At 66.7% G+C, this 25479-nt stretch carries 21 protein-coding genes; 14 read left to right on the top strand and 7 right to left on the bottom strand.

Going from position 1 to position 25479, the window contains the following annotated elements:
- The first annotated feature begins 223 nt into the window (after positions 1 to 223).
- The 9 genes from OEJ37_RS13555 (at position 224) to OEJ37_RS13515 (ending at position 11953) form a co-directional block, all read left to right on the top strand.
- Positions 224 to 634 carry a hypothetical protein gene (locus OEJ37_RS13555; RefSeq protein WP_152864998.1) on the top strand — a complete coding sequence of 137 codons (411 nt, stop codon included), beginning with the start codon at positions 224 to 226 and terminating at the stop codon, positions 632 to 634.
- 63 nt (positions 635 to 697) lie between these two features.
- Positions 698 to 1483 (top strand): hypothetical protein, encoded by a 786-nt coding sequence (locus OEJ37_RS13550; RefSeq protein ID WP_263344541.1) that lies wholly within the window; start codon positions 698 to 700, stop codon positions 1481 to 1483.
- A 102-nt stretch (positions 1484 to 1585) separates the two neighbouring features.
- On the top strand, positions 1586 to 3913 hold the full coding sequence (gene pgaA / locus OEJ37_RS13545; RefSeq protein ID WP_263344540.1) for a poly-beta-1,6 N-acetyl-D-glucosamine export porin PgaA: 2328 nt from the start codon (positions 1586 to 1588) through the stop codon (positions 3911 to 3913).
- A 15-nt stretch (positions 3914 to 3928) separates the two neighbouring features.
- Positions 3929 to 6019 (top strand): poly-beta-1,6-N-acetyl-D-glucosamine N-deacetylase PgaB, encoded by a 2091-nt coding sequence (pgaB, locus tag OEJ37_RS13540; RefSeq protein WP_175917796.1) that lies wholly within the window; start codon positions 3929 to 3931, stop codon positions 6017 to 6019.
- Positions 6016 to 7287, top strand: a complete 1272-nt coding sequence (pgaC, locus tag OEJ37_RS13535) for a poly-beta-1,6-N-acetyl-D-glucosamine synthase (RefSeq protein ID WP_175917795.1) — start codon at positions 6016 to 6018, stop codon at positions 7285 to 7287. Before pgaB ends, pgaC begins: the two co-directional genes overlap by 4 nt.
- Positions 7265 to 7753 (top strand): Biofilm PGA synthesis auxiliary protein PgaD, encoded by a 489-nt coding sequence (locus OEJ37_RS13530; RefSeq protein ID WP_263344537.1) that lies wholly within the window; start codon positions 7265 to 7267, stop codon positions 7751 to 7753. The genes pgaC and OEJ37_RS13530 overlap by 23 nt, the downstream gene beginning before the upstream one ends.
- 118 nt (positions 7754 to 7871) lie before the next feature.
- Positions 7872 to 9695 carry a glutamine--fructose-6-phosphate transaminase (isomerizing) gene (glmS, locus tag OEJ37_RS13525; protein WP_263344536.1) on the top strand — a complete coding sequence of 608 codons (1824 nt, stop codon included), beginning with the start codon at positions 7872 to 7874 and terminating at the stop codon, positions 9693 to 9695.
- Positions 9692 to 10975, top strand: a complete 1284-nt coding sequence (locus OEJ37_RS13520; protein ID WP_263344535.1) for a hypothetical protein — start codon at positions 9692 to 9694, stop codon at positions 10973 to 10975. Before glmS ends, OEJ37_RS13520 begins: the two co-directional genes overlap by 4 nt.
- 141 nt (positions 10976 to 11116) lie before the next feature.
- Positions 11117 to 11953, top strand: a complete 837-nt coding sequence (locus tag OEJ37_RS13515; RefSeq protein WP_263344534.1) for a c-type cytochrome — start codon at positions 11117 to 11119, stop codon at positions 11951 to 11953.
- 173 nt (positions 11954 to 12126) lie between these two features.
- Here the strand turns inward: OEJ37_RS13515 and OEJ37_RS13510 are convergent, their stop codons facing one another.
- The 3 genes from OEJ37_RS13510 to OEJ37_RS13500 are packed head-to-tail and all read right to left on the bottom strand — an operon-like array spanning position 12127 to position 15082.
- Positions 12127 to 13377 carry a Zn-dependent hydrolase gene (locus OEJ37_RS13510; protein WP_263344533.1) on the bottom strand — a complete coding sequence of 417 codons (1251 nt, stop codon included), beginning with the start codon at positions 13375 to 13377 and terminating at the stop codon, positions 12127 to 12129.
- The gene (locus OEJ37_RS13505) at positions 13370 to 13894 is read right to left on the bottom strand and encodes an L-2-amino-thiazoline-4-carboxylic acid hydrolase (protein ID WP_263344532.1); all 525 of its coding nucleotides are present in this window, start codon (positions 13892 to 13894) and stop codon (positions 13370 to 13372) included. Before OEJ37_RS13505 ends, OEJ37_RS13510 begins: the two co-directional genes overlap by 8 nt.
- A 21-nt stretch (positions 13895 to 13915) precedes the next feature.
- A complete protein-coding gene (locus tag OEJ37_RS13500; RefSeq protein WP_263344531.1) occupies positions 13916 to 15082 on the bottom strand; it encodes a branched-chain amino acid ABC transporter substrate-binding protein in 1167 nt (388 codons plus the stop codon).
- Between the two features lie 178 nt (positions 15083 to 15260).
- Here OEJ37_RS13500 and OEJ37_RS13495 point away from each other — a divergent pair, with 178 nt between their 5' ends.
- From OEJ37_RS13495 to ahpF, 3 genes are all read left to right on the top strand, one after another.
- Positions 15261 to 16157: a LysR substrate-binding domain-containing protein gene (locus tag OEJ37_RS13495; RefSeq protein WP_174380996.1), complete on the top strand. Its 897-nt coding sequence runs from the start codon at positions 15261 to 15263 to the stop codon at positions 16155 to 16157.
- 222 nt (positions 16158 to 16379) lie between these two features.
- Positions 16380 to 16943 carry an alkyl hydroperoxide reductase subunit C gene (ahpC, locus tag OEJ37_RS13490; protein ID WP_034179823.1) on the top strand — a complete coding sequence of 188 codons (564 nt, stop codon included), beginning with the start codon at positions 16380 to 16382 and terminating at the stop codon, positions 16941 to 16943.
- A 117-nt stretch (positions 16944 to 17060) separates the two neighbouring features.
- Positions 17061 to 18659 (top strand): alkyl hydroperoxide reductase subunit F, encoded by a 1599-nt coding sequence (gene ahpF / locus OEJ37_RS13485; protein WP_263344530.1) that lies wholly within the window; start codon positions 17061 to 17063, stop codon positions 18657 to 18659.
- Positions 18660 to 18787: 128 nt separating this feature from the next.
- Here the strand turns inward: ahpF and OEJ37_RS13480 are convergent, their stop codons facing one another.
- Positions 18788 to 19702 (bottom strand): LysR family transcriptional regulator, encoded by a 915-nt coding sequence (locus tag OEJ37_RS13480; protein ID WP_175941792.1) that lies wholly within the window; start codon positions 19700 to 19702, stop codon positions 18788 to 18790.
- A gap of 169 nt (positions 19703 to 19871) precedes the next feature.
- On the opposite strand from OEJ37_RS13480, the gene OEJ37_RS13475 reads away from it, so the two are divergent.
- Entirely contained in the window at positions 19872 to 21308 is a 1437-nt protein-coding gene (locus OEJ37_RS13475; protein ID WP_263344529.1) for a YfcC family protein, read from the top strand.
- 26 nt (positions 21309 to 21334) lie between these two features.
- Entirely contained in the window at positions 21335 to 22525 is a 1191-nt protein-coding gene (locus tag OEJ37_RS13470) for a M20 aminoacylase family protein (RefSeq protein ID WP_263344637.1), read from the top strand.
- Between the two features lie 77 nt (positions 22526 to 22602).
- On the opposite strand, the gene OEJ37_RS13465 is transcribed toward OEJ37_RS13470, so the two are convergent.
- From OEJ37_RS13465 to OEJ37_RS13455, 3 genes are all read right to left on the bottom strand, one after another.
- On the bottom strand, positions 22603 to 23385 hold the full coding sequence (locus OEJ37_RS13465; protein ID WP_263344528.1) for an extensin: 783 nt from the start codon (positions 23383 to 23385) through the stop codon (positions 22603 to 22605).
- Positions 23386 to 23548: 163 nt separating this feature from the next.
- Positions 23549 to 24103 carry a carboxymuconolactone decarboxylase family protein gene (locus tag OEJ37_RS13460; RefSeq protein ID WP_072436524.1) on the bottom strand — a complete coding sequence of 185 codons (555 nt, stop codon included), beginning with the start codon at positions 24101 to 24103 and terminating at the stop codon, positions 23549 to 23551.
- 35 nt (positions 24104 to 24138) lie between these two features.
- Positions 24139 to 25473 carry an aspartate aminotransferase family protein gene (locus tag OEJ37_RS13455; RefSeq protein ID WP_263344527.1) on the bottom strand — a complete coding sequence of 445 codons (1335 nt, stop codon included), beginning with the start codon at positions 25471 to 25473 and terminating at the stop codon, positions 24139 to 24141.
- Positions 25474 to 25479: the final 6 nt, after the last annotated feature.

The following is a 25479-nucleotide window of genomic DNA, read 5'->3' as shown; positions in this document are numbered from 1 at the left end:
CATATCTGGCAATATCGACTTTCCTCAGCGGCAAGCAGATCACACAAATCCGCGGCAATCCTATTTAAATAGTATCTTTCTGCGCCGTTCCATTCAAACCACACGCAGTTGTTGATTCAAAATCCATCGTGTATCAATAGCGTGTCGCAAAAAGAACGTTGGCAAACTTGACTCGGAGACCCGGAATAAATGCGCCGCCATTGATTCCGGACGGGAGGTTGCAATGTCTTCCTCGTTTCGACAACATGCTCGCCCTTTCCTGAGCGTCGTTGTATCCGCGCTCTGCCTGAATGCCACGGCCCAGACGCCAGCGTCCGGTCCCGGCGCAGGCCGCTACGTGATTTCGTATATTTGCGGCGATGCACAAATCGACGGTACGGCGCCGCTTCCCCCCGACGGCCGCCCGTACAACCTCGGCGTGTCGTTCGCGTCGGCCCGGACCGGGCAACCGCTTGCCAACGTCCAGGTGCGCCTGAGACGGCACGGCCGCGTGCTCGTGGAATTCAACGCATCGGGGTCGCGCTGCCTGTTCAGCGTGCCCGAAGCGAGCTACCGGGTCGAAGGCACCTATCAGGGCTCCACGCAGTTCGCGATCGTCGAAACGGGTGTACTCACCACGCAGTTGCGATGGTGAGCGCCGCCTGAACCCGCTCCGATTGCGTCAGTCCCCACAACGTATCGAATCGAGGAGCATTGAATGACTCGTGCAGAACGACCGGACGACCCGCCCGCCAGCCACCCGAAACCCTCGTGGGGTCCTGGAAAGAGCGCGGCACTCAGCTTCGTCGCGTTTGCCACGATCTTCGGCATCTTCGCGTATGCCGAGCGGGACACGGTGGTCGGCCATGCCAGCGTGACGCACGACATCTCCGGCGTGATCGGAACCGCCGTCGGGAAATACCGCAACGCGATCGTGGCCGCGACATCCCGCGCAACCGGTGCGTCCGGAACATCGGCCGCGCCGGCGCCGGCGATCGCACAAGCCGCGCCGCCGGTGCCGTCCGAACCATCCGCATCGGCAACGCCCGAGGTGTCGACGGTGCCGCCCGTCACGCTCGCGGCCGAACCGGAAGCCCCGCCACCGGCAGCGCCCCGCACCGCCGCAAAACACCGGCAACCGTCGCACGCGCCGCCCGTGAAACTCGCGGCCAATACGCATTCCGCGCCAGCCCACGGTCGCGCCAACGCACGGCTCGGCGATACGCATCGCGCACCGCGAACCGAGACACTGGCGGGCACGAGAAAGCGCATGGACCTCGCGCCGAAGTCGCAGTCGTACAGCCCCGGCACGGTGCACATGCAGACGGCAAGCGTCACACACGCGGAACTGGAAGGCGCCCGCGCGCTGGCAAAGGCGCGCTGGTGCGCGCAGATCGACGAATGGAACTGTGTGGAACAAAACGCGAGCCGCGCGCTCGCGATCGACCCGACCAACAGCGAATCGCGCTCGCTGCTCGGGCAGGCAATCCGCAACCGTCTGTGAGCCGGTTCCGCATGGCCGGGCCTTCGCTGCCCGGCCGCACGGCGAGCGGCGGCGTGCATCGTCGGGGCAACCGATGTGATTGTTTCGAAGTGAGGACATACCGTGGCCAACAATCGTAAACAACAATGCACCACCGTCGCTCCGTCCAGCCGGCGGATCCTCCTGCATGCGCCGCTCGTGTTGTTGCTCGTCGCATCCGGCCCCTGCTTCTCCGCCGAAGGCGACACGGAACCGGGCGGCGTCGGCGAAATCGCCGGCACCAACGGTGCGCCGGACCTGAAGCCGCCGGGCGCACCGACACCGGGCGCGCTCGTGCCGGACGCATCACCGCCGAATGTGCCGACCCTGATCGCGCAGGCCGCGAGTGCCCAGACGCCGAATGCGCAGGCACCCGCTGCCCAGGCGCCGACACCGCAGACACCCGGCGCGCCGATGCCGAATGCGCCGATGCCGAATACGCAAGCGCCGGGCGCCCAACCTCCAGACGCCCAGATGCCCGACGCCGAGACCCCGAACGCGCAGATGCCCGACCTCCGCACCGCCGACCCGGCCACCGTCCGCAACGACGTGTTCGGGCTCGCGTCGAGCGGCGGCGCGATCAAGGCGCTGGAGGAAGCGAAAGCGCGCCCCGACGTGTTCTCCGCCGTCGATCTCGCGCGGCTCGAGGAACTGTCGATTCGCCAGCAGGTACGCGGCGGACGCGACAAGTCGCGCTCGATGACGAGCGCCGACCGCTTCGACGGGCTCGACAACGCATTGCGCGCCGCGGACGACCTCGACAAGCGAATGCCGGTCACGCCCGAGTATTCGCCGGTCAGGACGGCGCTCGCCGGCGACCGGACGATCGCCTACGCGGCGCGCGGCAACATGAAGACGGCCGTCGCGACGTTCGAGACGATTCCGCCTGACGGCGAAATCTCGATCGACGCGCTGGCGGCCGTCGGCGACGCATACCTGTACCTGAGCGAACCGGGCAAGGCCAACGCCGTGTACCAGCGCGCACTGAAGCAGGCAACCGCATCGCCGACGGACAGCGCGACGCGCGGCTTCCAGTACGGCGCGCGCACGCGTCCGATCGAATTGCGCGAGGGACTGTTCTGGTCGTACGTCGACCAGGGACGCGCGGCGGACGCGAGCCAGGTGCTCGACGAAATCGGCAAATCGCTGCCGCCGGCCAATCAGGTGCGATCGTGGGGCCCGGAAAACGACGACTACCTGCGCTACTACCGGCTACAGGCGCAATACCTGATCTACACGGGCCGGGTGGACGAAGGGATCGCGGCGCTGGAAAAGCTCGAGAAGGAAGTGCCGTTCAATGCCGAGGTCCGCGCCGCGCACGCCGACGCCGTGTCGGGCCAGTCGCATCCGCGCCAGGCGATCGCGATGTATCGCGCGTCGCTGACCGACCACCCGGACAGCGTGGAAATGCTCGCCGGGCTCGGACGCGCTGCGCTGACGGCCGACGACTACGCGACCGCGAAAAGCGTCGACCAGACCGTCGACAACACGTTCCCGGACAGCGGCGCCGTGCGCACGTTCAAGCGCGACTACAACGCGTACCGCAGCCCCGTGTTCACGACCGACCTGAGCTTCGAGCACGGCAACAGCGCATTGGCCGACAACAGCTTCTCGTCGGACAGCTATGTGTATTCGCCACCGTTCGGCGACAACTGGCGCGTGTTTGCCCACACGTTCTTCGGCCATGCGCAAACCGACGCCGGCAGCATCAGCCGCACGCGCACGGGTGTCGGCGGCGACTACCGGCACGGGCCGCTGACGATCCTGGGCGAAGTCACGCGCTCGCTCGGCAGCGACGGGCGAACCGGCGGCCGCGGCTCCATCACGTACAACCTCAACGATTACTGGACGGTCAGCGGCGCGCTCGACTCCAACGACAACACGTTGCCGTGGAAGGCATATGTCGCGCACATCTGGGGCCGCTCCGCGAACGTCGAGGTGGTGTATCGCCAGAACGACCGCCGCGAAGTCAAGCTGAGCTACGGCGTAAGCCGCTACAGCGATTCGAACCTGCACCAGGAAATATCCGCGACCGGCACGCAGCGCGTGTACACGTCCGCGAACCAGCTCGTCAACGTGTCGCTGAATCTCGGCACCGACAGCAACACGCGGCAGGACGCGCCCTACTTCAGCCCGGGCCGCGACTATGCGGCCGCGGCGACCGTCATGCATCAGTTGACGCTGTGGAAGAAGGGCGACATGTCGTTGCAGCAGCGCCTGTCGGCGTCCGGCGGCGTGTACAACGAGCGCGGCTTCGGCACCAGCCCGCTGTGGAGCGCCCGCCTCGAGCACGCATGGACGTTCAAGCACGACATCACGCTGACCTACGGCGTCGAGGTCAGCAGCCATGCGTACGACGGCCAGCGCGAGCGTTCCGAAACCGGCTTCCTGTCGCTCAACCTGCCGTTTTAGCAAGGAGCTCGAACAATGCAATCCAGACGGATCTTCATGTGCGGATGCCTCGGCACGTTTGCGGCCTGTTCGTTGTTCCCGGGCGTGACGAACGCGCGGATGATCGACCTGCTGCCGCCGTCCGATCCTGCCGACGGCAAGACGTTCCGCGTGATCTGCCTGCATGACGTGCGCGACAACCTGCTGTCGACGTTCGCCACGTCGACGATGGTCGATCCGTACGCGGTCGATACCGGCACGCTGACCGCCATCTTCTCGTGGCTGCAGACCAACAACTATCACACCATCACGGTCAAGCAGATCGAGGCGTCGCGGCACGGCGGCAAGCCGCTGCCGCCGCGCGCGGTGCTGCTCACGTTCGACGACGGCTACCGCAGCCACTACACGAAAGTCCTGCCGCTGCTCGAGCGCTTCAAGTATCCGGCCGTGATGGGCATCGTCACCGCGTGGATCGACGCGCCGCCCGATGCGCCGATCAGGATCAGCGACAGGATCCAGATGCCGCGCGACTACTTCATGTCGTGGGACGAGGTGCAGAAGGTCGGCCGGTCGGATCTGGTCGAGCTCGCGTGCCACACGCACAACCTCCATCACGGCGCGGTCGCGAATCCGCAGGGCAACGAGTTGCCGGCCACCACCTCGCACCTGTACCTCGAAAACGAGAAGCGCTATGAAACCGACGCGGAGTTCGAAGCCCGCGTGCACGACGACCTGCAGACATGCGTGCGGCAGATACGCGAACGCACCGGCATCGTTGCACGCTCGATGGTCTGGCCATACGGCGCGGAAAACCAGCCGGTGCGCAAGATCTCGACGTCGCTCGGCATGGACATCCAGTTCAGCCTCGATGCCGGCCCGAATACGCCGGACGTGCCGCTCGACCGGCTGCGGCGGATCCTGATGATGTACGACGTCGACATCGGCGGGTTCGAGCGATCAATGCGCGAGCCGGCGACCAACCGCGGCGACGTCGATATCCCCGAGCGCGTCGTGCAGGTCGATCTCGACCAGGTCTACGATCCCGATCCGGCGCGGCAGGAAACGAATCTCGGCAAGCTCGTCGAGCGCATCTACCGAATGCAGCCGAAATCGGTGTACCTGCAGGCGTTCGCCGATCCGAAGGGCACCGGCGTCGCGGAATCGCTGTACTTCCCGAACCGGCACCTGCCGATGCGCGCCGACCTGTTCTCGCGCGCGGCATGGCAGCTCAACACGCGCTCGAACGTGCAGGTGTACGCGTGGATGCCGGTACTCGCGTTCCGCCCGCCGGCCGACAAGCATCGCGGGCTCGAGGCCGTCAGCGCGTATGGCGGCGCGCCCGCGCGCGAAAACGGCTCGCGCGTGTACCGGCTGAGCCCGTTCGACCCGCAGGCGCGGCTGATGATCGAGCAGATCTACGAGGATCTCGGCAAGTACGCGTCGTTCAGCGGCATCCTGTTCAGCGACGACGCCGTGCTCGACGATTACGAGGATGCGGGCCGGCATGCATTGAGCACGTATTCGCAGTGGGGGCTGCCGGCCGACATCGGCAAGATCCGCGCGACGCCGGACCTGATGAGCCGCTGGACGCGGCAGAAGTCGCGCTACCTGATCGACCTGACGCGCCAACTCGAACAGATCGTGCTCGCGAACCAGAATGCGGGCGACGTGCTGACCGCGCGCAACATCTTCGCGCTGCCGGTTCTGAAGCCCGAGTCCGAAGCGTGGTACGCGCAGAACTACGACGATTTCCTCGCCGCCTACGACTTCGTCGCGCTGATGGCGATGCCGTACATGGAACAGGCGCCGGACCCGCAGCGCTGGATGGACCGGCTCGTCGACGCCGTGCGTGCGAAACAGCGCGGCCTCGCGCGCACCGTGTTCGAGCTGCAGTCGTACGACTGGCGTGCGCGCAAGGACATTACCGGCAACGCGCTGCTCGCGCAGATGCGGCGGCTGCGCAGCAAGGGCGCGGTGAACTTCGGCTATTACCCGGACAACTTCCTGAACAACCAGCCGGATCTCGACACGATGCGCGACGTGATGTCGCTGAAGTCGCGTCTCGATCCGACGTCGATCAACGCGCTGATGCAGAGGCAGCATCCGCAGGGGACGAAGACACCATGACGACCCACGGCATCATCCAGCGCCTGCAGGATTTCGTCTTCTACTACCCGTTCTTCATGTCGTATCTGTGGATGATCGGCGGCGTCGTGCACTACTTCCTGCTCGAGGAGGGCCGCGTGTTGTCGACCCGGACGATCGCGTCGAGCGGCATCCCGAAGATCTCGATCGTCGTGCCCTGCTTCAACGAAGCCGCGAACGCGCGCGCCGTGATCGGCCACCTGAACGCGATGCAGTACCCGAACTACGACATCATCGCGGTCAACGACGGCAGCAAGGATCGCACCGGCGAGATCCTCAACGAGCTGGCCGAGGAGATCCCGCGGCTGCTCGTGATCCATCACGCGCGCAACGAAGGCAAGGCGGTCGGGCTCACGACCGCGGCCGCCGTATCGAACGCGGAATACCTGCTGTGCATCGACGGCGATTCGCTGCTTGCGCACGACGCGATCGGCTGGATGCTCGAGCATTTCCTGACCGACCCGGGTGTCGGCGCCGTGACCGGCAACCCGCGCATCCGCACGCGCACGTCGCTGCTCGGCCGCATGCAGGTTGGCGAATTCTCGTCGATCGTCGGTCTGATCAAGCGCACGCAGCAGGTGTACGGCCGCATCTTCACGGTGTCGGGCGTCATCACGATGTTCCGCAAGACCGCGCTCGCCGACGTCGGCTACTGGAGCTCGGACATGCTGACCGAGGACATCGACATCAGCTGGAAGCTGCAGTGCCGCGACTGGCGCGTCGTGTACGAGCCGCACGCGCTGAGCTGGATCCTGATGCCCGAAACGGTGAAGGGGCTGTACCGGCAGCGGCTGCGCTGGGCGAAAGGCGGCATCCAGGTGCTGATGAAGTATGCGGGCACGCTCGCACGGCCGACGCAGATGATGATGTGGCCGCTGTTCGTCGAATACCTGATCGGCATCGCGTGGGCCTACTCGATGTCGTTCATCCTGCTGCTCGCGCTCGTCGACGTCGTGCATCCGCTGCCGCTGGACTGGCACGTATCGGTCGTGCCGCACTGGCACGGGATGCTGCTGGTCGCCACCTGCATCCTGCAGCTGATCATCGGCAGCATGATCGATCGTCGTTACGACGAAAAACTCCTGATGTATTTCCTGGACACCGTCTGGTATCCCGTGGCCTTCTGGCTGATCAGCATGATCACCACCGTCGTCGCCCTGCCCGCCGTCGTATTGCGGGGCCGCGGCAAGCGGGCCGTATGGGTCAGCCCCGACCGAGGCATTCAACATGAAGAACGCACCGATTATTGACCTTTCCCTGCGCACGCCGCGCGAAATGATCGTCGAGCGCGGCCGCATCGCCGGGCTCGTGCTGGTCGTCTGGTTTCGCCTCGTGCGACCCGCGCTGGTGGGCGCCGTGTGGGCATCGATCTGCATCTACACGTACCGCTACCTGCTGCCGTTCAACCAGGCCGAGATGCCGATCGAGCAGATGGTGTTCTACGCGACGTGCATCGCGACCATCGCCGGCACGACCGTCACATGGCTGATCGCGGGGCGCGTCGTGCATCCGCTCGCGTACCGGCTGCGCGTGTCGAAGATGCTGCGGCGCTCGGCCAGCGCGAAGGTGCGTTCGGTGCCGCCGACCGCGCTGACCGGCGCACGCCGGCGCGGCGCGCGGCGCATGACGCGCATTCTCGTCGCGTCGCACGACGCGAACGGGTCGATTTCCGGCATCGAATGGGTAGCCCACGCGGGGCCGCCGCCCCGCGAATAGGTCAGCGGAGACGCGCCGCCGCGCACGGGGCGATATCCGTGCGGCGCGGCGCCGCTCCTGACGCCGCGCCGCCGTGCATCGCCGGCAGGCCGGCAACTTCTTGTGGACGAGGTGAATCATGTGCGGAATCGTCGGAGCAAGCGGCATCGGCAATCAGGTGCCGCAACTGGTCAATGCGCTGAGCCGGCTCGAGTATCGCGGCTACGATTCGTGCGGCATCGCCGTGCAGGGCAACGGCCGCCTGCGCAGCGAGCGCACGCTGCGGCGCGTGACGGACCTGCAGGATCGTGTGATGACGCTCGGTCTCGAAGCGCAGACCTGCATCGCGCATACGCGCTGGGCGACGCACGGCGCGCCGTCGGAAATGAACGCGCACCCGATCATGTCGGGCGACACGATCGCGGTCGTGCACAACGGCATCATCGAGAACCACGACGCGCTGCGCGCCGAACTGCGACAGCTCGGCTATACGTTTCGCGGCGAAACCGACACCGAGGTGATCGCGCACCTGATCCACAGCGTCTATCGCGACGACCTGTTCGACGCCGTCATGCGCGCCGTCAAGCGGCTGCACGGTGCGTACGCGATCGCGGTGCTGAGCGCGCGCGAGCCGCAGCGCCTCGTCGCCGCGCGCGCCGGCTCGCCGCTCGTGATCGGCATCGGCGCCGAACAGAACTACCTCGCGTCGGACTGCGCGGCGCTCGGCGACCTGACCGATCGTTTCGTCTACCTGGAAGACGGCGACGTCGCGCTGATCACGCCGGACCGCATCGCCGTGGTCGACTCGGGCGGGAACGAAGCGCAGCGCCCGCTGTGCCACGTGAAGGCGCGCGACGGCGACGCCGCACTCGGCCCGTACCAGCACTTCATGCAAAAGGAGATCTTCGAACAGCCGAAGGCGATCGCCAGCACGCTCGACGGCATCGACACGATCTCGCCGGCGCTGTTCGACGCGAGCGAAAACACGCGCGCGCAGCTGTCGAACGTCCGGAGCGTGCTGCTGCTCGGCTGCGGCACCAGCTACTACGCGGGCCTGACCGCGAAGTACTGGCTCGAAAGCATCGCGGGCGTGCCCGCGCAGGTCGAGATCGCCAGCGAATTCCGCTACCGCGACACCGTGGCCGATCCGCGCACGCTCGTGGTCGGCATCTCGCAGTCGGGCGAAACGGCCGATACGATCGGCGCGATCGAGCGTGCGCGCGAAATGGGCCAGGAACTGTCGATGGCGATCTGCAACGTGGCAACCAGCACGATCGCGCGCAACGCGCCGCTGCGCTTCCTGACGCGGGCCGGCATCGAGCTCGGCGTCGCGTCGACCAAGGCGTTCACGACGCAGCTCGTCGCGCTGTTCGTGCTGACGCTGACGCTCGCTCGGTTGCGCGGCCGGCTCGACGCCGCACAGGTCGCGATGCACCTGAAGCAGTTGCACGCGCTGCCCGAGCGCATCAGCCACGCGCTCGCGCTGGAAACGCAGATCATGGGTTGGGCCGCGAAGTTCGCGCGCACCGAGAACGCGCTGTTCCTCGGGCGCGGCATTCACTTCCCGATCGCGATGGAAGGCGCGCTGAAGCTCAAGGAAGTGTCGTACATCCATGCGGAAGGCTATCCGGCCGGCGAGCTGAAGCACGGGCCGCTCGCGCTCGTCACGAGCGCGATGCCGGTCGTCACGATCGCGCCGGACGACCGCCTGTTCCAGAAGCTGAAGTCCAACATGGCCGAGGTGCGCGCGCGCGGCGGGCGGCTCTACGTGCTCGCCGGCAACCAGCTCGCGATCGACGCCGATCGCGATACGCACCTGATCCGCGTGCGCGAATCGGGCGACCTGTTGTCGCCGATCGTCAACGTGATCCCGCTGCAACTGCTCGCGTATCACGTCGGCTGCGCGCGCGGCGCCGACGTCGACAAGCCGCGCAACCTCGCGAAATCGGTGACCGTCGAATGACGGAGCGAACGCGCGCGGCGCAGGCGGGCGCGCGGCCGAACGCGGCTCGGCGCGTCGCGGCCGCGCTCTGCGGCGCGTGCTGCATCGTCGCGGCGCCGCCGTCGGCCCGCGCCGTCGCGCCGGCCGTGCATACGGTCACCGTTCAGGGCCCGGCAGCGTCGAAGGACACCGGCGACCCGCGGCGCTTCATGCACGGTATCGGCGTGGCCGACGCGGGCAACGGCAAACGCTGGGTATTCTTCAGCAGCTCGGGCATCGTGCCGCGCGGCGCGATGCGCAACGGCAACTGGCCGCACGACGTGTACGTCGGCGAATGGCTGCCCGGCAAGCCGCACCTGCTGCACGTCCGACCGTTCATCAGCCGCCCCGAGGCGCAGGAACCCGTATCGATCGCGCAGAACGCGCGCGGCGACATCTTCGTCACGTTCGAGGACGGCTGGAACGCGCCGCAGGAAGTCAGCCAGCGCTACGGCATCTACCGCCGCGACCTGAAGCCGATCAAGCCCTACCCGAACGACGTCGAGTCGGGCGGCCACTCGGGGCATGTCGCGACGGTCGGCGAACGCTTCGTCGTGTTCTATTCCACCGACTGGGTCGACGGCGGCGGGGTCGACAACCTCGGCACCGGCAACGGCGTCTACCTGAAAACCTACGATGCGGCTGGGCGTGTGCTGAATCACGTGTCGGTCGCGCCGCACCGCCGCGAATGGTGGCCCGTGATCGCCGGCTCGCCGCGCAACGCGCTGCTCGTCTGGCAGAAATTCATCGAAGGCAGCACGGACGCGACGCTCGAATACGCGATGTTCGATCCGGTCACGGCGAAGCTCGAAAAACTCGGGTCGCTGAACGACGCGATCCGGTACTACGTATACGCGTCGGCCTATGTGCCGGCGATCGACCGCTTCATCGTCGTCACGACGACCGCGGACAATCACGGCGTCGCGATGCTGATCGACCCGGACGGCCGCCGCACGGCGACGCTCGACTGCCTGCCGGCATCGGTGCGCGAATCCGGCATCGGTGTCTCCGGCACGCATGCGTATGTGCCGACCAGCGACGGGCGGCTGCTGACGCTGGCACTTGCGCCGGCGGAGATTTCGGTGAGCGGCGTGCAGCGTTCGCCGATTCCGTGGGGCACGACGGGCATCGCCGGTTTCCCGGCGCAAGGCGCGGCGATGCATTTCGTGTCGCTGACACCGTCGGGCGCGCGCGAAGCCGATTTCGAACCGGGGCGGGACACGCCGCTGCCGAAGGCGGAAACGCAGTGTTCGAGTCGTTGACGCCACCGCGAGCGCGGCGTCGCGCGGCCCGCGCCGAAGTCGCCAGCGCCGCGCGTACCGGATAGACTGTCGCCCGATTCCTTCCATCGGCCGCGGCTTGCGCGTCCTGCCGCCGCCGCAACGCCCCTTCCCGGAGAACGAATGCTGAAGCGCCAATGGTTTTCGCTCGTGCTGCTGACGATTTGCCTGATCGGACAACGCGCGTCGGCCCAGTCCGCGCTCGAACTCGAGACCGACGGCACGGCCCGCGCCGTCACGCGGCAGACGCTGCTCGCGCGCCCCGATGCGACGGCGATCCACGTGCCGCGCGACATCGCGTACGGACGGCCGATGACGTTCCGCGCCGTGCCGTTCGCCGCGCTGCTCGGCGACGCGCCGCTGCCGGCCGACGGCGTGCTCGAAACGCGCGCGGCCGACGGCTTCGCCGCGCAACTGCCGCTCGATCTCGTGCGCCGCCGCGCGCCGGCCGGCGCCGTCGCATGGCTCGCGATCGAAGAGCCGGCCCATCCGTGGCCGAAGCTGCCCGGCAAGCAGGTCAGCGCGGGGCCGTTCTATCTCGTGTGGCTCGGGCCGGACGCGTCGTCGGTGCGCGGCGAGCAGTGGCCGTACCAGATCGTGCGCGTCACGATCGAATCGTCGCCCGTCGCGCGCTGGCCGTCGCTCGCCGTCGATTCCGCGCTGCCCGAAAGCGATCCGGCCCGCGCGGGCCAGCGCCTGTTCATCACGCAATGCCTCGCGTGCCACCGCGTCAACGGCGCGGGCAGCAGCCATGCAGGCCCCGACCTGAACACACCGATGAATCCGGTCGACTACTTCCAGCCCGCCGCGCTGCGCCGCTACATCCGCAACCCGGCGTCGGTGCGCGACTGGCCGGGCCGGAGCATGCCGGCGTTTCCGCCGGATCAGCTGAGCGACCGGGAGCTCGAGCAGATCGTCGCGTACCTCGCGTATATGGCGCGGCGCAAGGCGGGCAAGTAACGCGCGGCCGGACAATAAATGGAGTTGATGACGTCAGGCGACACGCTGTTCACCATCGCCTCGATCGACGCCGCGCAGACGCACCCGCTCAGGGCGACGGTCCCGCCGAACGGCGATCCGAACGCGTGCGAACTGCCGGCGAACACCCGCCCGCCGGGCCGCCTTCGTCGAGCTCAGGCTTCCTGCGCGCTCAGCAACACCGCACGCAACAGCACATCGGCGCCCGCCGCCGCCCATTCGGGCGTAATCGCTTCGGCCTCGTTGTGGCTCAGCCCGTCCACGCACGGCACGAAGATCATCCCGGTCGGCGCGACGCGCGCAACGTAGCACGCGTCATGCCCCGCACCGGACACGATGTCCATGTGCGACAGCCCGAGCGCCTGCGCCGCGTCACGCACCGCGTCGATGCAGCGCGGCGCGAACGGGATCGGCGGATATGTGAAGATCTGTTCGATCCGCGCGCCGAGGCCGGTCTCGTCCGCCACGCGGGCAAGTTCCGACCGCAGTGCCGCGTCCAGCTCGTCGAGCACCGCATCGTCCGGGTGACGGAACTCGACCGTGAAGAAACAACCGCCCGGCACCGTGTTGCGCGAATTCGGCCGCGCTTCGATCATCCCGACCGTCGCGCGTGCGTACGGCGCGTAACGGCGGCCGAGCGCGTCGACGAACGAGATCATCCGCGCGGCGCCGACCAGCGCATCGCGACGGAAGTCCATCGGCGTCGTGCCGGCGTGCGCATCGACACCGGTGAGCGTCACCTCGTACCAGCGCTGCCCCTGCCCGGCCGTCACGACGCCGATCGTCTTGCCGGCCCGTTCGAGAATCGCGCCCTGTTCGATATGCAGTTCGTACGCCGCGTGCACCGGATAACCGCCGACGGGCTCGGCGCCCGCGTAGCCGATCCGCTCCAGTTCCTCGCCGATCGTCCTGCCCGCGCTGTCGGTGCGCGACAGCCCGTATTCGAGCGTATAGACGCCCGAGAACACGCCGGCCGAAACCATTGCCGGCGCGAAGCGCGAACCTTCCTCGTTGGTCCAGATCACGACGTCGATCGGGCGTTCGGTCTCGATGCCCGCGTCGTTCAGCGCGCGCACGACCTCCAGCCCGCCGAGCACGCCGTAGATGCCGTCGTAGCGGCCGCCCGTCGGCTGAGAATCGGCGTGCGAGCCCGTCAGCACCGGCGCGGCGTCGGGATTGCGGCCCGCGCGGCGCGCGAACACGTTGCCCATCCGGTCCACCCGCACCGTGCAGCCGGCGTCGCGCGCCCACTGCACGAACAGGTCGCGCGACTCACGATCGAGATCGGTCAGCGCGAGACGGCAGACGCCGCCCTTCGGCGTCGCGCCGATCTGCGCCATCCGGTCGAGCGACGCCCACAGACGGTCGCCGTCGACGCGCGGCGTGCTCACGTTGTCGTCACGCATCGCCGTTCTCCGGCGCGCTCTGCAGTGCGTAGCGGAAATCGCAGCGCTTGCCGCCCTGCATGATCGTGCTGGTGCGCGTGAGCGCGATGTTCGGCGCATAGCCCTGGATGAAATAACTGTCGCGCGCGCAGCTCAGCAGGTGCCCGATCTCGCCGAGCCCCATCGCGTGATACATCTCCGCATAGCTGCAGCGATGCACGTCGTAGTCGTAGTGCGCGTCGTCCGCGCGCCGCACCTCGACATCGAGCGCATCGTCCTTCTCCCACAGCACCTGCAGCGCGATGAACGACTTCACGCTCGTGCCGCCAGGCTCCTGCGCTGCGAACGTGCGGCCCGCATCGACGGCCGCGCCGCGCACGGCTTCCGCGATCACGGCCTGCGCGCGCTCGGCGCCGAACTCGCGCTTCATGATCTCGTAGATCGGCTTGATGATTTCCGCTTCGATGCGGCGCCGCGCGAGGATCCCGAGGCGCGCGTCCTCGGGTGCGGCGGCGGATGCCTGGGTCGGGTCGGTCATGGGGTCGTCTCCTTGCTTCGTTTATTTCGTTGCGGTGCGCGCGCCGCCGAGCACGTCGACGACGCTCCACTTGCCGCTGCGCACCTGGTAGATCGTGAAGGCCGGGTCCTTCAGGTTGCCTTCGCCGTCGAACGCGATCCGGCCCGTCACGCCCGGCCGGTCGATCGCGCGGACCGCCGCGACCAGCTTCGCCGGCTGCGTCGTGCCGGCCTTCTGCGCGGCCGCGATCAGCGTGGCCGCCGCGTCGTACGCGAACGGCGCATGCAGTTCGATCGGCGCACGGAAACGCGCCTGGTATTGCGTGTCGAACGCCTTCCCGCCTGGCATCCGGTCGAGCGGCAGGCCTGGTTCGAGCGCTGTCACGCCATCGCCGTCCTTGCCCGCGAGCGACAGGAAGGTCTGGCTCACGAAGCCGCCCGCGCCGAGCAGCGGCGCGTTCACGCCGAGCTGGCGCATCCGGCGCGCGATCGGCGCGGCCTGCGCATCGAGGCCGCCGAAGAACACGAGATCCGCGCGCTTGCCCTTGATCGCGGTCAGCACGCCGCTGAAGTCGGTCGTGTTGTCGTTCACGTACTGGCGATCGACGATCGCGCCGCCGTTCGCCTGCACGCCCTTGATGAACTGGTCGGCCAGCCCCGCGCCGAACGACGTGCGATCGTCGATCACGGCGATACGCTTCGCCTTCAGCGTCTTCACCGCATACGCGCCGGTGAAGTTGCCGCCCGCATCGTCGTGACCCATGATGCGGAACGCCGTTGCGTAGCCCTGCCGCGTGTATTGATGGCCGGTGGACGCCGGCGCGATCTGCGGAATCCCCGCGTCGCGGTACACGCGCGACGCCGGCACGCTGCAGCCTGTGTTCCAGTGACCGACGACGCCGATCACGTGCTGGTCGACGAGCTGCTGCGCGACCGCGACGGCCGTGCGCGGATCGGACTGGTCGTCGGCCGCGACGAGCTTGTAGACCACCGGCTTGCCGCCGATGCTCGGATGCTTGGCATTCGCGTCGTCGATCGCGAGTTGCGCGCCGTTCTGCAGATCCTTGCCGATACGCGCGGACGGGCCGGTGAGCGGCGCGGCGAGACCGATCAGGACCGTCTGCGGCGTGGACTGCGCGAACGCGGGAACGGAGGCGACCAGGGCGGCCGCCGAGAAAACGAGGCTGGCGTGAAGGAAGGCGATTTTCATGTGCGGGGGATCGGTGACTCGAATTAAGACATGAAAAATATTAAATATTCAGCACCCAAACCCCAAATACCCAATTGTTGGATGCTTATGCCGTTCTCGACACATTAACTCAACACATTGTAAATACAAGACATTTTATTGTTGCCGCTTACCCTGATTTTTCGATAAAATTCGATACATGAAAAATATCGAACAATTGCCGCACGATCCGCCGTTGCGCGCGGTGCGTGCGTTCGAAGCGTTTGCACGCCTCGGGTCGGTCACCGCGGCGGCGGGCGAACTCGACATCACGCCGTCGGCGGTCAGCCATCAACTGCAACTGCTCGAAGCGTTCATCCAGACGCCGCTGACGGTGCGCGAGGGCCGGCTGCTCGCGCTCACCGACGAAGGGCGCGACTACTACCGTTCGATCAGCGCCGCGTTCTCGGTGCTGCGCAGCGCGACGCGCTTCGTGCGTGACCGCTCGTCGCTGCGGCAGATCACCGTCAGCCTGATCCCGCTGCTCGGCATCGGCTGGTTCATTCCGCGGCTGCACGCGTTCCTGGCCGACAACACGGATGTCGACGTGACCGTGTTGTACGCGCATCACCGCAACTATCGAAGCGATGCGTCGGATCTGTCGATCCGCTTCGGCACCGGCGACTGGCCCGGCTACCGCTGCGAGCGGCTGCTGCCGGGCGCGATGGTGCCGATGTGCAGCCCGTCGTTCCTGAAGCGCCACGGGCCGTTCCGCACGCCGGCCGATCTCGCGCATGCGCCGCTCGTGCACGACGAGGATCGCAGCACATGGGTCAACTGGCTGCAGGGCGCCGGCGTGCGGCATGTGTCGCACGCGGTCGGGCCGATGTTCGAAGATGGCCAGTTGACGCTGAGCGCTGCGCGAGCGGATCTCGGCGCCGCGCTGCTGCGCGCGCCGCTGGTCGAGCGCGAACTGGCGAACGGCGAACTCGTGAAGCTGTTCGACCATGCGCTCGACGACGGGCGCGATTATTACCTGTGCACGCGCGAGGATGCGGACATGCCGGACGGGGCACGGCGGCTGGCGGAGTGGTTGAGGAAGATGGCCGGGATTTGAGCGAAGCCCGGGGCGCGAGCCGTGCCCCTGCACGGAGCACTACGCCCTCACCCCGCCCGCCCAAGCGTCAAAAGCGCCTCCCCACCCGCCCCACCCAATCAAGGGCCGGAAGCAGATAGAAATTCCCGATGCCCTGGATTGAAACAAGCAATTTCCCCAAATCAGGGTGAACCCGGATACTGGCAACACTCCACTCACCACTGAAGCAAAGGAAACCACCCCATGCCGATCATCAACACCCAAATCAAGCCGTTCAAGGCAACCGCATACCACAACGGCGAATTCGTGCCCGTCTCCGAAGAGAACTTCAAGGGCAAGTGGTCCGTCGTCGTGTTCTACCCGGCCGACTTCACGTTCGTCTGCCCGACCGAGCTGGGCGACCTCGCCGACCGTTACGCGGAATTCCAGAAGCTGGGTGTCGAAATCTACGGCGTGTCGACCGACACGCACTTCACGCACAAGGCATGGCACGACACGTCGGACACGATCGGCAAGATCAAGTATCCGATGATCGGCGACCCGACGCTCACGCTGTCGCGCAACTTCGACGTGCTGATCGAGGAAGAAGGGATGGCGCTGCGCGGCACGTTCGTGATCAACCCGGAAGGCGAGATCAAGCTGTGCGAAATCCACGACAACGGCATCGGCCGCGACGCAGGCGAACTGCTGCGCAAGGTGCAGGCTGCGCAATACATCGCGGCGCATCCGGGTGAAGTGTGCCCGGCCAAGTGGACGCCGGGTGCGGAAACGCTGACCCCGTCGCTCGACCTGATCGGCAAGATCTGACGATCGCTCCGCGCGCCTCGCACGAGGCGCGCGACGGCGGGCCGCCGCATCGCGCGGCCGCCCCCCCTCCGGCACGACGTGCCCGACCATAATCATTAATACGGAATCCGAAACGCCATGCTCGACGCCAATCTCAAGAACCAACTGAAAGCGTACCTCGAAAAAATCACGCGCCCGATCGAACTCGTCGCCTCGCTCGACGACAGCGCGAAATCGCAGGAACTGCTGGCGCTGCTGAACGAGATTGCGTCGCTGACGGATCGCGTGACCGTGGCCGAACGCCGCGACGACGCCGAGCGCAAGCCGTCGTTCTCGATCGGCGAGCCCGGCAAGCCGGCCGGCATCCGCTTCGCCGGCATTCCGATGGGTCATGAATTCACGTCGCTCGTGCTCGCGCTGCTCCAAACCGGCGGCCACCCGATCAAGCTCGACGACGACGTGATCGAACAGATCCGCGCGCTCGACGGCGACTACGCGTTCGAGACGTATTTCTCGCTGTCGTGCCAGAACTGCCCGGAAGTCGTGCAGGCGCTGAACGTGATGTCGCTGATCAACCCGCGCATCCGCCACGTCGCGATCGACGGCGCGCTGTTCCAGAATGAAGTCGAGTCGCGCCAGATCATGGCCGTGCCGACGATGTTCCTGAACGGCGCATCGTTCGGCCAGGGCCGCAGCAGCGTGAAGGAAATCCTCGCGAAACTTGATACGGGTGCGAGCGAGCGTGCCGCGAAGTCGCTCGAAAACAAGCCGGTGTTCGATACGCTGATCGTCGGCGGCGGCCCGGCAGGCGCGGCCGCGGCGATCTACTCGGCGCGCAAGGGCATCGCGACGGGCGTCGTCGCCGAGCGTTTCGGCGGCCAGGTGCTCGACACGATGGCGATCGAGAACTTCGTGTCGGTGCAGGAAACCGAAGGGCCGAAGTTCGCGACCGCGCTCGAGCAGCACGTGAAGCAATACGACGTCGACATCATGGACGTGCAGCGCGCCGACGCGCTGATCCCGGGCGACGTGCACCAGATTCGCCTCGCGAACTGCGCGGTGCTGAAGGCGAAGACGATCATCCTCGCCACCGGCGCGCGCTGGCGCGAAATCAACGTGCCGGGCGAGCGCGAATACCGCAATCGCGGTGTCGCGTACTGCCCGCACTGCGACGGCCCGCTGTTCAAGGGCAAGCGCGTCGCGGTGGTCGGCGGCGGCAACTCGGGCGTCGAGGCCGCGATCGACCTCGCCGGCATCGTGAAGGAAGTCACGCTGATCGAATACGGCGCACAACTGCGCGCGGACGAAGTGCTGCAGCGCAAGCTGCGCAGCCTGCCGAACGTGACGATCGTCACGCAGGCGCAGACGACCGAGCTGACCGGCGACGGCAGCAAGCTGAACGGGCTCGTCTACAAGGATCTGCGCTCGGGCGAAACGCAGCGCATCGATCTCGAAGGCGTGTTCGTGCAGATCGGCCTCGTGCCGAACACCGAATGGCTGAAGGGCACGGTCGAACTGTCGAAGCACGGCGAGATCGTCGTCGATGCGCGTGGCGCGACGTCGGTGCCGGGCGTGTTCGCGGCCGGCGACGTGACGACGGTGCCGTTCAAGCAGATCGTGATCGCGGTCGGCGAAGGCGCGAAGGCATCGCTCGGCGCGTTCGACCACCTGATCCGGCAGGACGTGACGCCTGCAGCAGCCGTTCAGCCGCAGGCCGAAGAAGCGGTCGCCGCTTAACGCACGTCAGCACATCGTCGCAACGGCTTGTCTCTCTTGGCCCCGCATGCTTTGGTCGGCGTGCGGGGTCCTTTTTTTGCATCTTCGCCGAGTGGCGGTGGAATGCAGGTCAAAGCCCGCTTTCGTCGCTACACGGTCGACATCAACCTCACGATTTCCCGCCGCAGATAGTTCGCGGCCGGACCGAGTCGCCGCCCCGCACGCGTGACCACATAACGATCGAACGAGCGTGCGATCGGATGATCGATCGGCACCGCGGCGACCTGGCCCGCCGCGATCCTCTCCTGGGCCGCCCCGCGTGTCATGAACGCAACGGCGAGATTCTGCGCCGCAATCGCGACTGCCGTCGAAAACCGGTCGCAGCGGAATGCAGGCACATACGTGCGCCCGATATCGGCGAGGATCGCATCGACATGGGCCTGCAGCCCGAACTCGGCAGGCATGAAGACCACGCGCTCGTTGGCGAGCGCTTCCATCTTCACCGATTTGCGCGATGCCATCGGATGATCTACCGAGAAGATCGCGCAGATGGGCTCGCTCTGGAACAGGCGCGCGTTCAATGTCGGATCCGTCGTGGCACCGATCGATACGCAGATATCGACCTGATCCTCCCGGGTCATCGACAAGAGCTGCGGAAGCGAACCGGTGCGCAACTCCACGGTGATACCCGGATATTTTTCCAGGAAAGGCTTGAGGACCATCGAGACCAGGCTCGCAACCGCCCCTTCGCCGGCGGCGATCGTGACCTGCCCCCGTTTGAGGCCGCGATATTCGTCGAGCTGCGCACGAAACCGGCGGGCGCTGCGTTCGCAGTCGCGAAAATAATCGACCGCCATTTGCCCCGCTTCCGTCAACTCCATTTTTCGCCCGCGACGGGTCACCAGCGACAGCCTGAGCTCGCGCTCGGCAAGGGCAACCTGCCGACTGATCGTCGACACGTTCACATCCAGACCGAGCGCCGCCTGACGCATTCCGCCGTACGTTGCGATCGCGACCAGATATTGCAGCGTGCGCTCCGAGAGACTCCGTTCGACCGTATCCAATGCCGACTCCAGTGTTGCCTTCAATGCAACATTTTCGCAGCGATAGAAGCAACTTTCCAGACGGAATTTCGCCGATACTCCGCCCCGGAGCCGGCCCGGGCAAGCAGACAGCCGCGCCGGACCGAAAACAGGGTGGCTGACCACTCGAGCACATCAACGGAGGAGCAACATGAACGACGCCAGCCGGCTTGTCGACGGCACGCAGCAACCGCGCCAGCCCACCCGCGCGCGCGACGGCAAGGAGCCGATCAGCCCCTATGTGCTGCTGTTCGTCATGCTGGTGGCGGCCGCCATCGCGACCTGGGTCGTGCCGTCAGGCGAGTTTGCGCGAACGGTCAGCAACGGTATCAGCTTCGTCGTTCCGAACAGCCTGAAACCGGTTGCCACGCACGGCGTGATGCCGGGCGAGATGTTCGTCGCGCTGGCCAAGGGGATGACGACTTCCGCGCCCATCATCTTTCTCATCCTGTTCACCGGCGGCGCACTGGCCGTACTCGAATCGACGGGCGCCGTCCGCAGTGCACTCGCGCTGGTCGCACCGGGGGAGCGCACACGATCGTACGTCGCCGTGGTCGTCGTTTGCTGCATTTTTTCGCTGCTCGGCACACTCGGCGTGGTGACGAATTCGGTCGTCGCGTTCGTCCCGCTCGGACTGCTGCTCGCAGAGTCGATGCAATTGCCGAAAGAAACCGGCGCCGGCATGATCTATCTCGGCACATATGCCGGCTTCAACACGGGCATCCTCAACCCCGTAACGACCGGATTGTCGCAACGCCTGGCCGGCCTGCCGATGTTTTCCGGCATGACGTTCCGGGTGTGCATCTATGTCGCGTTTCTGGCGGCCACCGTCATTTTCCTCGTCGTACGCATCCGTGCCTGTCGAATGAACGACGCGACGGTTTCCGACTCGGCGATCCGGGCGCCCGGTGCCCTGTCGCCCCTGTCCACGCGACGGTTCGACGCCCGGCAACGCGCCGTCGTCGGCATCGTGCTCGTCTGCCTTGCGGTTTTCGTCTACGGTTCGTCGACGCGCAACTGGGCCGAAATCGAAATGATCGCGATGTTTCTCGTCATGGCGATCGCCGCCGGGATCGTGAGCGGCATGCGCCCGGGCTCGATCGCGGACACGTTCCTCCACGGCTGCGGCGGGCTCGTCAAGGGCGCGCTCGTGGTCGGCATGGCGCGGGCCATCTCGATCGTGCTCGGCGACGGCAGAATCATGGACCCGATCGTCAACATGCTCGCCGGCATGCTCGCACCGCTCGATTCCTCACTGGCCGCGATCTGCATGTTCCTGAGCGCCGCGTTGATCCATGTCGGCATCTCGTCCGGGTCCGGCGAATCGGCGGTGCTCGTCCCGATCTTCGCGCCCCTTGGCGACACGTTGCACCTGACCCGACAGGTCACGGTGCAGGCCGTACTGCTCGGCGAAGGCTTCATCAACTGCTTCAACCCGACTTCCGGCGTCCTGATGGCCGTCCTCGCTACGTCCGGCATCCCGTACTTCAAGTGGGTACGTTTCGTCATGCCGCTGCTGATTGCCTGGTTCGCGATCTGCATCGTCGCCATCGCGACCGGCGTCGCGATGCATTGGGGCCCCTTCTAGTCAGCCGCATTTTCCCCGGACCGCACATGCTATTACCCGACCTCAGTTCCATCCCCGATCTGCAGCCGCTTGCCGACGACATGCGCAGGCTGCGCTATACGCTGCATTGCTGCCCCGAACTGGCATTCGAGGAAGTGCAGACAGCTGAAATCGTCGCAAGTCGCCTGAAGGAATACGGCTATTCGGTCGCGACAGGCATTGCCGGCACCGGCGTGGTCGGCACGCTCCGGCTGGGTTCGAGCGAACGTCGTATCGGAATCCGCGCCGACATGGACGCGCTACCGATCGACGAACGCAATACGTTCGGTCACAAGAGCCTCCACCCGGGACGAATGCATGCATGCGGCCATGACGGCCATACCGCGATGTTGCTCGGCGCGGCCCGACACCTCGCACAACGCGGGCGATTCGACGGCACCGTGCATCTGATCTTCCAGCCGGCCGAGGAACGCGGATTCGACAGCGGGGCCAAGCGCATGGTCGAGCAAGGGCTCTTCACGCGCTTTCCCTGCGACGCGGTGTTCGCCATGCACAACCATCCGGGCGCGCCGGCGGGCACGTTCATGTTCCGCAAGGGGCATTTCATGGCCGCGGGCGACCGTGTCTTCGTGAAGGTCATCGGCAAGGGCGGGCACGCTGCCCGCCCGCACCTGGCCAACGACCCGATCGTCGCGGCAGGCAGTATCGTGATGGCATTGCAGACCATCGTTTCGCGCAACGTCGATCCGACGCAGTCCGCGGTCGTGACGATCGGCAAGATCGCCGGAGGATCGGCCCCGAACGTGATTCCGGGCGAAGTCGAGTTGAGCATCAGCGTTCGGTCGTTCGACGCGGATGTCCGCCGGATGCTGAAGGAAAGAATCACCGAGCTCGTGCACGCGCAGGCCGACAGTTACGGCCTCCGTGCCGTCGTCGATTATGTGGAAGGCTACCCGGTCGTGACGAACGCCGACGCCGAAACCGAGCTTGCGATCGAAGTCGCGAAAGAGCTGGTGGGCGAGGCGCGCGTGACGGAACAGATGGCTCCGTTGATGGGCAGCGAGGACTTTGCCTACATGCTGCAAGCCTGCCCCGGCGCATTCCTGCGGATCGGCAACGGTCCGACCGACGGCGGGAACACGCTGCATAGCGCGACCTACGACTTCAACGACGAAAACCTGGTCGTCGGTTCCGCTTTCTGGGCCAGGCTGGTGGAACGATATCTACCCGTCGCATGAACGATCCATGGCAGCCGCGCCGGACCGCTCGCACGACTGCCCATCGTCCCGCCCCCCTTTCCATACCGCCGCCGACATCACTTCGCGTTGGCGGCCGGGCTGCCGGTCGGCGAATTGAGACTGCTCGACTGCCTGACCAGTTGCTCGGTCATCGCGGCGGCAACCGGGTTCGCGCCCGACGACGAACCGCCCTGCCGATACGAACCGGAACTTGACGACATCGACGACATCGGCGGCGGCGGCAACGACGGATCGAGCTTCGCCGATTCCCTGACGAGCTCGGCCGTCTCCGGCGTTTCGGATTTCGTTGCGGATTTCGGTGCGGCAGGCGCTGCGGCCGCATGGCGTTCGAGGCCGTCACGCTTGCGCGGCGCGCGTTGCGTGACCTGCGCCGGCGCGGCCGGCTGAGCCGGTTGCGCCTGCTGTGCGGCCGGCGGGGTCGAATCCTGCGCATCGACCGTCACGACGTTCACCTTCGGCGGCGGTGCGCTCGGCTTCGCCACCGGCTGCGCTTTCTCGCTGACAACCGGAACGGCGGGGACAGATGCAGGTGCAGCGCTGACGCGCGCGGGTGCTGCCGGTGCGGTCACCGGTGCGGCGGGAGGCGGCGGGACAGCCGCCTGTTTCGGTGCCGTATCGGCATGGGCTGCCGTCGCGGCAGCCGGTGCCGGCGGCGCGATGGCACCCTGCACTGCGTGATCATTGTTCGCGGGCGCCGTGGCAACCGGCGCGGCCGAATCGCCGATGCCGGCGTCTTCGATCGCACGGTGGTCCGCGCGCAGGAGCATCACGTATGCAGTGCCGGCAGCGGCTACCAGGAGCCCTCCGGCGATCATCAAGGTTTTGCGGGTACTCGTCATGCTTGCTCACCGATCATATCGACGTGAACAAGCCATGATACGCGGCCATCGGCCATTGATCCCGCATGAATACATTTCGTTGCATTGATGCCGGCGGCGCGATCGTCAGACGTATCGCGGCCGCTGTTCCGGCACGATCAATGCACGGCCACTTGCACGGCGATCACTCCGGAAACGGCAGATCGGTTTGCCCGTCCGCGCGCATGCCGAACGTGTTCAGCGTCATCGCGACAAGCGCGTAATAGCCGAGCAGCGCAACGAGATTCACGACGGTTTCGTGGCCGAAGCGCGCTTCCGCTCGCGCGAACGTCGCGTCGCTGACACGCCGCGTGTCGTACAGCTCGCTCGCGAACGCATGGATCAGCGCATCGTCGTCCGACTCGAATGCAGGTTCGACACCGCGCCGGATCGCGTCGGCGGTCGCGGCCGGTACACCCGCGTCGAGCGCGATCGGATGGTGGATGTGCCACTCGGCCTGCGAGCGCCAGCGCGCGGCCGTCACGAGAATCGCGAGCTCCGACAGTCGCAGCGGCAGGCCCGTGCGGTAGCGGCAGAACGCGCCGAGCTTCTGCGCGTGCTGGGCCAGCTCGGGGCTCGCGATCCAGCCGAGAAACGGCCCGTTCAGGTTGCCTCGCGGGCCGCTGAGAATGTCGGCCAGCACGGCCTTCTGTGCATCGGTGGCCGACGCGGGATCGAACGGTGGCAGTCTGTCTGTCATGGTGATTCCGGTAAGAGTTCAGTGCATCGATGCCGTCACGCACCGGCCGCGGCGAGCGCCGCGTCGATCGCGCCCGACAGCCGCTCGACGATCGTATCGATCTGCTGCGCGGTGCAGATGAACGGCGGCGCGATCAGGATGTGATCGCCGTGGACGCCGTCGATCGTCCCGCCCATCGGATACACCATCAGGCCGCGCTGCATCGCCTCGCGCTTGACCGCCGCATGCAGCTTCAGCGCGGGATCGAACGTCGCCTTGCTGTCGCGATCGCGCACGAGCTCGACGCCGACGAACAGCCCGCGGCCGCGCACGTCGCCTACATGCGGATGCGCGCCGTAATGCTCGCGCAACGACGCGCGCAACTGCTCGCCGCGCGCCTTCACGTTGTCGAGCAGCTTCTCGTCGGCGATCACGCGCTGCACCTCGAGCGCGGCCGCGCATGCGGTCGCGTGGCCGAGGTACGTGTGACCGTGCTGGAAGAAACCCGACCCGTCGACGATCGTCCGGTAGATGCGGTCGCTGACAAGCGTCGCGCCGATCGGCTGGTAGCCCGCGCCGAGCCCTTTCGCGATCGTCAGCAGGTCTGGCGCGACGCCGTCTTCATCGCACGCGTACAGGTAGCCCGTGCGCCCCATCCCCGACATGATCTCGTCGAGGATCAGCAGTACACCGTACTTGTCGCACACCGCGCGAATCTTCTTCAGGTACGTGCGCACCGGCGGCACCGCGCCGGCCGTTGCGCCCACCACCGTTTCCGCGACGAACGCCGCGACGTTTTCCGCGCCGAGTTCGACGATCTTCTGCTCGAGCTCGTCCGCGAGGCGCTGCGCATACGCTTCGTCGGTTTCTCCCGCCTGCTGGTCGCGATACGCATAACACGGGCTCACGTGATGCGCTTCGATCAGCAACGGCAGGAACGGCTCGCGCCGCCACGCGTTGCCGCCGATCGCGAGCGCGCCGAGCGTGTTGCCGTGATAGCTCTGGCGCCGCGCGATGAAATGGCGGCGCTGCGGCTCGCCCTTCTCGACGAAATACTGGCGCGCGAGCTTCAGCGCGGCCTCGATCGCCTCGGAGCCGCCCGACACGAAATACACGTGTTCGAGGCCGGCCGGCGCGCCGTCGACGAGCCGGTCGGCCAGTTCCTCGGCCACGTCGGTCGTGAAGAACGACGTATGCGCGTACGGCAGTTGCTGCGCCTGGCGCTTGATCGCGTCGATCACGCGCTGGTTGCTGTGGCCGAGACACGAGACGGCCGCGCCGCCGCATGCGTCGATATAGCGTTTGCCGGTCGAGTCGATGATCTCGATGCCGTCGCCTGCGACGGCGACGGGCAAGGTCGCGCGCGGGGCGCGATGAAAAACGGTCGTCATGCGTTG

It is taken from the genome of Burkholderia sp. BKH01 (assembly GCF_025685725.1).
In the GTDB taxonomy this organism is placed as follows: domain Bacteria; phylum Pseudomonadota; class Gammaproteobacteria; order Burkholderiales; family Burkholderiaceae; genus Burkholderia; species Burkholderia pyrrocinia_C.
Note: the sequence above shows the minus strand (reverse complement) of the source record. Positions and strands in the feature narration are given on the sequence as shown.

Excerpts from the sequence above, each read along its gene's own strand:
- pgaC (WP_175917795.1), top strand. The coding sequence starts at position 6,016 with ATGACGACCCACGGCATCATCCAGCGCCTGCAGGATTTCGTCTTCTAC.
- OEJ37_RS13510 (WP_263344533.1), bottom strand. The coding sequence starts at position 13,377 with ATGCGTGACGACAACGTGAGCACGCCGCGCGTCGACGGCGACCGTCTG.
- OEJ37_RS13460 (WP_072436524.1), bottom strand. The coding sequence starts at position 24,103 with ATGACAGACAGACTGCCACCGTTCGATCCCGCGTCGGCCACCGATGCA.
- pgaB (WP_175917796.1), top strand. The coding sequence starts at position 3,929 with ATGCAATCCAGACGGATCTTCATGTGCGGATGCCTCGGCACGTTTGCG.
- OEJ37_RS13475 (WP_263344529.1), top strand. The coding sequence starts at position 19,872 with ATGAACGACGCCAGCCGGCTTGTCGACGGCACGCAGCAACCGCGCCAG.
- OEJ37_RS13555 (WP_152864998.1), top strand. The coding sequence starts at position 224 with ATGTCTTCCTCGTTTCGACAACATGCTCGCCCTTTCCTGAGCGTCGTT.
- OEJ37_RS13465 (WP_263344528.1), bottom strand. The coding sequence starts at position 23,385 with ATGACGAGTACCCGCAAAACCTTGATGATCGCCGGAGGGCTCCTGGTA.
- glmS (WP_263344536.1), top strand. The coding sequence starts at position 7,872 with ATGTGCGGAATCGTCGGAGCAAGCGGCATCGGCAATCAGGTGCCGCAA.
- OEJ37_RS13505 (WP_263344532.1), bottom strand. The coding sequence starts at position 13,894 with ATGACCGACCCGACCCAGGCATCCGCCGCCGCACCCGAGGACGCGCGC.
- OEJ37_RS13455 (WP_263344527.1), bottom strand. The coding sequence starts at position 25,473 with ATGACGACCGTTTTTCATCGCGCCCCGCGCGCGACCTTGCCCGTCGCC.
- OEJ37_RS13515 (WP_263344534.1), top strand. The coding sequence starts at position 11,117 with ATGCTGAAGCGCCAATGGTTTTCGCTCGTGCTGCTGACGATTTGCCTG.
- ahpC (WP_034179823.1), top strand. The coding sequence starts at position 16,380 with ATGCCGATCATCAACACCCAAATCAAGCCGTTCAAGGCAACCGCATAC.
- OEJ37_RS13470 (WP_263344637.1), top strand. The coding sequence starts at position 21,335 with ATGCTATTACCCGACCTCAGTTCCATCCCCGATCTGCAGCCGCTTGCC.
- ahpF (WP_263344530.1), top strand. The coding sequence starts at position 17,061 with ATGCTCGACGCCAATCTCAAGAACCAACTGAAAGCGTACCTCGAAAAA.
- OEJ37_RS13550 (WP_263344541.1), top strand. The coding sequence starts at position 698 with ATGACTCGTGCAGAACGACCGGACGACCCGCCCGCCAGCCACCCGAAA.
- OEJ37_RS13500 (WP_263344531.1), bottom strand. The coding sequence starts at position 15,082 with ATGAAAATCGCCTTCCTTCACGCCAGCCTCGTTTTCTCGGCGGCCGCC.
- OEJ37_RS13520 (WP_263344535.1), top strand. The coding sequence starts at position 9,692 with ATGACGGAGCGAACGCGCGCGGCGCAGGCGGGCGCGCGGCCGAACGCG.
- OEJ37_RS13530 (WP_263344537.1), top strand. The coding sequence starts at position 7,265 with ATGAAGAACGCACCGATTATTGACCTTTCCCTGCGCACGCCGCGCGAA.
- OEJ37_RS13495 (WP_174380996.1), top strand. The coding sequence starts at position 15,261 with ATGAAAAATATCGAACAATTGCCGCACGATCCGCCGTTGCGCGCGGTG.